The organism is Microcoleus sp. S13C4 (assembly GCF_036700865.1).
Lineage (GTDB): Bacteria > Cyanobacteriota > Cyanobacteriia > Cyanobacteriales > Microcoleaceae > Microcoleus.
Genome location: NZ_JAUBPS010000118.1, coordinates 9,482 through 10,076 on the forward strand (window position 1 = coordinate 9,482; position 595 = coordinate 10,076).

Here is a 595-nt window from a genome sequence, read left to right on the forward strand (position 1 = left end):
CCGAATTTGATCGGTGATCTCATCAACAAAGGGAATGCGCTGCAAAGTCTGGGTAAATTGCAAGCAAAGCTAAGTGAATTTGAGGCGGCAAAACAGTCTTACTTTGAGGCGATCGCTGCCTTTAATTCTGCTTTAATTCTTGCACCGGATGATATCTGGGTTCTCATCAACAAAGGGATTGCGCTGCAAAGTCTGGGTAAACTACAAGCACAGCTAAGTGAATTTGAGGGGGCAAAACAGTCTTACTTTGAGGCGATCGCTGTCTATAATTCTGTTTTAATTATTGCACCGGATGATATCACTGCTCTCAACAACAAAGCGATTGCGCTGCAAAGTCTGAGTGAATTACAAGCACAGCTAAGTGAATTTGAGGCGGCAAAACAGTCTTACTTTGAGGCGATCGCTGCCTTTAATTCTGCTTTAATTACTGCACCGGATGATATCAATGCTCTCATCTACAAAGGGAATGCGCTGCAAAGTCTGGGTAAATTGCAAGCACAGCTAAGTGAATTTGAGAAGGCAAAACAGTCTTACTTTGAGGCGATCGCTGCCTTTAATTCTGCTTTAATTCTTGCACCGGATGATATCTGGGTTC

1 pseudogene is annotated in these 595 nt (G+C 43.2%); it reads left to right on the forward strand.

The window, feature by feature from the left end:
- Positions 1-595, forward strand: a pseudogene (locus QT996_RS27375) (hypothetical protein); the annotation flags it as partial.